Source organism: Cupriavidus sp. GW823-FHT07A04 (assembly GCF_058794615.1).
In genome coordinates, this window is sequence record NZ_JBXAHA010000048.1 from 1 (window position 1) to 6,035 (window position 6,035).

Annotated in this window: 5 protein-coding genes; 2 read left to right on the forward strand and 3 right to left on the reverse strand. The window is 66.4% G+C overall.

Going from position 1 to position 6,035, the window contains the following annotated elements:
* A partial coding sequence (locus tag AC1Q7Q_RS40230; protein WP_492376781.1) for a hypothetical protein occupies window positions 1-209 on the forward strand: 209 nt, incomplete at its 5' end.
* A gap of 76 nt (window positions 210-285) precedes the next feature.
* On the opposite strand, the gene AC1Q7Q_RS40235 is transcribed toward AC1Q7Q_RS40230, so the two are convergent.
* Together AC1Q7Q_RS40235 and AC1Q7Q_RS40240 are read right to left on the reverse strand one after the other, a co-directional pair.
* Window positions 286-726 (reverse strand): DUF4399 domain-containing protein, encoded by a 441-nt coding sequence (locus AC1Q7Q_RS40235; protein WP_492376780.1) that lies wholly within the window; start codon window positions 724-726, stop codon window positions 286-288.
* Between the two features lie 44 nt (window positions 727-770).
* Complete coding sequence (locus AC1Q7Q_RS40240; RefSeq protein WP_492376779.1) at window positions 771-1,196, reverse strand: DUF4399 domain-containing protein; 426 nt, start codon at window positions 1,194-1,196, stop codon at window positions 771-773.
* 421 nt (window positions 1,197-1,617) lie between these two features.
* Between AC1Q7Q_RS40240 and AC1Q7Q_RS40245 the strand changes: the two genes are divergently transcribed.
* A complete protein-coding gene (locus tag AC1Q7Q_RS40245) occupies window positions 1,618-3,627 on the forward strand; it encodes an SUMF1/EgtB/PvdO family nonheme iron enzyme (RefSeq protein WP_492376778.1) in 2,010 nt (669 codons plus the stop codon).
* Between the two features lie 25 nt (window positions 3,628-3,652).
* Here the strand turns inward: AC1Q7Q_RS40245 and AC1Q7Q_RS40250 are convergent, their stop codons facing one another.
* Window positions 3,653-5,734, reverse strand: coding sequence for a serine/threonine protein kinase (locus tag AC1Q7Q_RS40250; RefSeq protein ID WP_492376777.1), 2,082 nt, complete (start codon window positions 5,732-5,734; stop codon window positions 3,653-3,655).
* Window positions 5,735-6,035: the final 301 nt, after the last annotated feature.

Genomic DNA, 6,035 nt, shown 5'->3' on the forward strand with positions numbered 1-6,035 from the left:
TGGGCCTGGGGAAAAAATTTATCGAGCCGAAAAAGACGCGCCAGCAAGCGGTTCGGGGCAGCCTGGATCTGATGGGTGGCGGCCAACACAACAGACACCATGTGTTTGCTCGCTGGCGACAAGCGTCCGCCTCATGCGGCGCGCACGGCCGGAGCGATGAAGACATGGGGGAGATGTGCTACGAGCGCCGCCTGGAAAGCGCGCAATGAGATCCGCAGCGAAGCGCGAGCAGCACGCGTCATGCGGCGCAGCGAAAACAGCGCGAACCCGAATGAACGACCGGGGTTACTTCACGTAGATCGTGATCTTCTTGGAGTAGATCGGCGGGTTGTGCGGAATGTGCTTGTCGTCGGCCATCAGCAGTTGCAAGGTATGTTTGCCCGGCGGCAGCTCGATCGTGGTCTCGGTCTCGCCGGCGCCGAAATGCAGATGGTTGCGGTCGTTCGGGATTTCCTTGTCCATGGGCGGCAGGTCGGTATCGATCAGCAGATGGTGATGGCCGCTGTTCGGAAACTTCACGCCGCGCGGCGCCACGCCCATGCCGCGCAGCCCGAACCACACCTTGATCGGCTTGCCCGCCGGCAAGACCTGGTTGTTGTTGGGAAAGCCGATATACAGGTAGGCATGGGCGGGCGCGGGCGTGGCGTCCGCGCTTGCGCCGCTCGGCGTGCCACCGATCAGAAGCAGGCTGGCGGCGAGCGCAGCAGCCGGAACGAGCTTACGCATGGACTGTCTCCCGTATCGTGCCGCCGGCCCGGCGGCCCGGGGCCTTATCGAACGGTGATGGTGATCTTCTTGGAGTAGATCGGCGGGTCGTGGGGCTTGTGATCCTTGTCGCCGAGCAGCAACTGCAAGGTGTGCTTGCCCGGCGGCAACTCGATCCGCGCCTCGGTCTCGCCGGCGCCGAAGTGCAGGTGGTTCCGGTCATTCGGAATCTCCTTGTCCATCGGCGGCAGGTCCGTGTCAATCAACAGGTGGTGGTGGCCGACGTTGGCCATGTCGACGCCCTTGGGGGCGATCCCCATATTGCGCAGGCCCATGCGCACCCAGAATTTTCCGCCATCGATCACGGCGCCGTCGGGCGGCCAGATGATGTAGACCTCGGCATTGGGTGGGGACGTCGTGGACAACGAGATCGAAGGTAACGGAGTCAGCAGCGACGCTGCCAATGTGCCGAGCACGGTTCGCCTGTGCATACGTTAGCCCTCCCGAACAGCTTGTCTCAAACGCGGTGAATTCTTGCTATTGGTGCTTGGCTTTTGGCTGATTCGTTGATTGGCTTCAGGCCGGCGCGCTGCATTTCGTCATCCAATTTCGTCATTCAGCTTAGAACGGAAAACAGCAAAAAGATACTTGGCGATACCCTGCGCCGCGCCGGCGCCGCGCGGTTGTGAGCTTGCTACGCCACCCGGCGTTGCGAAGCACCTCCGGATTCACAATCGCTGTGCTATGGTTGATTGAGCCAGCCCAGTGCCGCTAGCGCTGCATCACGTCAGCGCAAAGGACAAGGCAGGCCGGCCAGGTGATGGCCGGGCATCATCGCTCTCGCGTGCCGCGTCACGCCGTTGGCACGCGGACCGCCGATGCACTTCGGCGCCGTACGAACAAGGCCTGCATATGTGGCGAAAATTCCTTGTCGTGTGCCTGCTCGGGTTGGCTGCGGTCGTGCGCGCCGAAGCCGGTATCGACACGCCAACCCTCCCCCCCGAGGCAAGGCACCCGGCCGCCGCCCCCGCGAGCGCTCCGGGCAGGCGCCTCGCCCTGGTCATCGGCAACGGCGCCTATGTGGACGAGCCGCTGCCCAACGCCGCCAATGACGCCCGGGCAATGCGCCGCACCTTGGCCGCGCTCGGCTTCGACGTCATGCTCCGCGAGAACCTGGACCGGGAAGGCATGGCGCGCGCGCTTGCCGAATTCCAGCAGCGCCTGCAGGCCGGCGGCACGGGGTTGTTCTATTTCGCGGGGCACGGCATCGAGGTCGCGGACACCCCGGTGATGATTCCCGTCGATGCCGGCAGCCGTACACCTGGCCACTTGCTCACCGCGGGCACCGCGCTTGACGCCGTACTGGCCAGCATGTCGGCGCCAAGGCCGGACATGCTTAACGTGGTGATCCTCGATAGCTGCCTGGACAACCCCTATCGCGGCAGTGCCGTCAAGCCGCCCGCCGCCCCCGCCAACACGCTGATTGCCTATGCCACGGCCCCCGGCGCCGTGGCAGCCGAGGGCGCGCGGCACGGCGCGTTCACCGGCGCCCTGCTGCGCACGATGCGCATACCCGGCCTTGATGCCGAGGCCGCCCTGCGCCGGGCCGGCGAAATGGTGAGCCAGCACACCGGGCGGCGGCAGCAACCGTGGCTATCATCGTCGTTATCCGCCCCGCTCCGATTCGCGGCGAACGCCGCGGCCACCGGCGAAAACGACAACGACACGGACACCGTCAACGACAAGGACAACGCACCCTTCACGCTCGCGCACAGGCAAGCCCATCCGCTGATCCTTGCGCAGCATCGCGGCATTCTTCCCAAGGACAGCGACGAGCAGTACGAGCTCAGCTTCTGGGACTCCATCAAGAACAGCAATTTCGCAAGTGACTACGAGGCCTACCTTAAGGCCTATCCGAACGGCCGCTTCGCGCCGCTGGCGCGCGCCAGGATCGAGCGGCTGCGCGCGGCCGGGCCGCCTGCCGAGCGTGCTCGCACGCCAGGCGCCTCATCCGGGCAAGCCACCGCGCAAGGCACCGTCACGCCGCCGCCAGCACGCGCCCAGTCCGGCAAGGTGCAGGCGCCGCCTGCCGCGCCATCACCAACCGCGCCTGCCGCATCCACTCCACCCGCCCCGGCCGCAAGCGCGCCTGCACCCGCCACGCAACGAGCTGCCGCGGCCGGCGCCGTGACAGTCGAGATCAAGCCGGGCGAGGTCAAGGACTGCCCGGCCTGTCCCGTGCTGCACAGCCTGCCGGCGGGCAGCTTCACTATGGGCAGCAACGGCGGTGACCCGACCGAGAAGCCGCCGCATCACGTCACCATCGGCCAGCCCTTCGCGATCGGCAAGTACGAAGTCACGGTGGAACAATGGGGCGCCTGCGCTGATGCGGGGGCATGCCAGCGCATCGCCACTGTCGCCAACGCACCCAGGAACGCCCCCGTGCGCGATGTGAGCTGGGACGATGCCCAGCAGTACGTCGCCTGGCTGAGCAAGGTCAGCGGCAAGCACTACCGCCTGCCGACCGAAGCCGAGTGGGAGTACGCCGCCCGGGGCGGCACCACGACGCTCTACTGGTGGGGCGACCAGATGCGCAAAGGCACGGCCAACTGCAAGGACTGCGGCGAACCGTGGAATGCCGACGCGCCCGCCAACGTCGGCTCCTTTGCCGCCAATGGCTACGGCCTCCACGACATGAACGGCAGCGTGTGGGAATGGGTCGCCGACTGCTGGCATATCTCCTACAAAAACGCGCCTGCCGACGGACGCGCCTGGGACGAGCCCGGCTGCGGCGTGCGCGTGATCCGCGGCGGCTCATGGCATGAAGGCGCGAGCTATATGCTCTCCTCCACCCGCTTCAAGTACAGCGCGAGCGTACGCCAGTCGCAAAACGGCTTTCGCGTCGTGCGGGACCTGAAGTAGCCGCTGCCAATGGCGCCTTGCCTGGCTAGCGCGGGTTGGTGGATATCTGCACCATGTCGGCACCGATGTGGCTTTCTCCGTGCTTCGCCGCCATCGGACCCAGCTGCCTGTCGAGCGCGCGCAGGTAGTCCTGCCTGGGCTCCGACTCGGGGCGCAGCGCGTCGAACAGCGGCGCAGGCGTGGTGATCAGCACGATCAGCTCCGTGCCGAACGGCTTCGAGATCACCCAGTCCCCGAGGCTGCCCACGGCAGCGGTGTAGCTGGCGGGTGCCTGGTTGGCCTTGGCGCGCTGGCTTGGCACCATATGCACGACCTTGCCATCGGCCATGTAGTAGTCGACGTAGACATAGGTGTCGTAAGGCGGCGTGGTGATATCCACGATCAGTGGCGTTCCCTCCGTGAGTTGCGCGCCGGGCGCCCGGGTACGGATCGTGGTCAGCGCGGTTGCGCTGCGGCGCCCCGACCAGTATGGCGAGATCAGCTTGACCACGTCGCACTTGTCATCGCCCAGCGTCTGCACGTCCAGGTTTAGCGTCTGCACGCCGGGCACCGCGCCCAGTTCGTCTTTCAGGCGCTTGATGCCAAAGCGCTCCGCCACGTAGCCACGCACCTGCAGTACATGGTCCTGCCCGGTGGCCGACAGCAGCGAGCAAGGCGCGCGTGCCAGCACCGGCGCCACGGCCTGCATGGAGAGCGTGCGCTCGGGCCGGGCTTCCTCGCTCGGTTGCGCCGGCGGCGGCGAGCCCGGCGCGGCGGATGGCGTCACTGCGGCTTGGGGAGTGGCGGATACCACCGCGCTTGACGCGGATTGCGCCGCAGGTTGCTGTCCCTCCTGCGCGGTGCGCGCGCGCCACACGTAGTAACCCAGCCCGCCCGCCAGCAGCACACCGGCCACCGACGCAGCGCCAAGCTTGGCCATTGGCATGCCACCGTGGCGCTCGGTGCCCATGTCGGCCAGGAAACGCGCCACGGTAGGCGTGCGCGTCGCGCGATCGAAAGACAGCGCCGCGCGCAGTGCACGCCACTGCCCGCGGCTTAGCACCTTGGGGCGCTGTGGCTTGAGGCCGGCGCCGCGCGCCTGGTTGGCCGACAGCCGCTCATAGGGGTGCCTGCCGGTCAGCAGTTCATAGGTCACGCAGGCCAGCGCGTAGATGTCGTCGCGCGGATCCGGCTCGCGATGCTCGAACATCTCGGGGCTGGCATAAGCGGGGGTCATGCCGCCGAGCGTGCCGGGGTCGAACACGGTCGGGTCCGCGTCGTCCGCCGGTTGCTGGAAGACGCGCGCGATGCCGAAATCGATCACCTTCACTTCGCCGCTATCGGTGAGGAAGACATTGGCGGGCTTGAAGTCGCAGTGGACGAAGCCGCGCTCGTGCGCATAGGACAAGGCCCGGCCCATGCCGGTGATGATCGGCAGCGCCTTGGTGTAAGGCATGCCGGCAAAGTCTGGCGCGCGCAAGACACGATTGAGCGACTTGCCCGACAGGTACTCCATGGTCAGGTAGACCACCGAGCCATCGCGGTCGAAGTCATAGACCGTCACGATATTGCGGTGCGCCAGCGTCTGCGCCTTGCGCGCCTCGCGCTGCAGCGCGATCAGCGATTTCGGATGACCCCGGAACTGCACATTGAGGACCTTGATGGCGATGTACGGCTTGCGGTCCGAGGCCTCGAGCTTGCGCAGGTCGAGCGCCTTGTAGACCGTCCCCATGCCGCCCACGCCCAGGCACTCCTCCAGCACGAAGCGGCCATTCAAGGTATCGCCCACCCCTTTGGTCTGCTCCGCCCCGGCAATCGCCTGATCGCTCGCGGGCGCTTGCGATGGCAGGGAAGGCGCGGACGCCATGCCAGCGTGGCCAGTCTGCACGCGGGTTTCCTCGCCGCCATCCTCGAACTGGGTTGCCCCGCGGCGCTCGATGCGCCGCAACACCTCTTCATAAACGCCAGGCGGCAGCGGGAAGCGGGTGTTCTCCTCGCTGAGCATGTCCGCTAGCTGCGTGGCGCTTGCCTGGTCCGCGGCCAAGGTGCTGTCAATGCGGGCCAACAGTTCGTCGTGCGACAGACCACCGCTTTGGAAGGTACGTATCAGGTCTGGAATGCTAGGCATCGATGCAGCCACGACGTGATTGCGCGAAGTTGCGCATTGAGCGCCCACTCGCCCGTCTACAGCGAGTACCTGCCCACGATGGATACTAGTGCGCACTCACGCCAATCGCAAACCCCTCGTGCTTTGCATCAACGCCGGCAAGCCAAGCCAGCGGCACGATGGCGCCGCAAGAGCCACTACCTGTCGCACATGCGCGAACACCCGGTGTTGCTGTGTTGGCCGCCACCCATCAGATCCAGGCCACCCCGGACCGCTTGCTGGCACGTCTTTTCCGGCTCGATGAATTTTTTCCCCAAGCCCC

Coding starts and splice junctions, on each gene's coding strand:
- AC1Q7Q_RS40250 (WP_492376777.1), bottom strand. CDS start 5,734: ATGCCTAGCATTCCAGACCTGATACGTACCTTCCAAAGCGGTGGTCTG.
- AC1Q7Q_RS40245 (WP_492376778.1), top strand. CDS start 1,618: ATGTGGCGAAAATTCCTTGTCGTGTGCCTGCTCGGGTTGGCTGCGGTC.
- AC1Q7Q_RS40235 (WP_492376780.1), bottom strand. CDS start 726: ATGCGTAAGCTCGTTCCGGCTGCTGCGCTCGCCGCCAGCCTGCTTCTG.
- AC1Q7Q_RS40240 (WP_492376779.1), bottom strand. CDS start 1,196: ATGCACAGGCGAACCGTGCTCGGCACATTGGCAGCGTCGCTGCTGACT.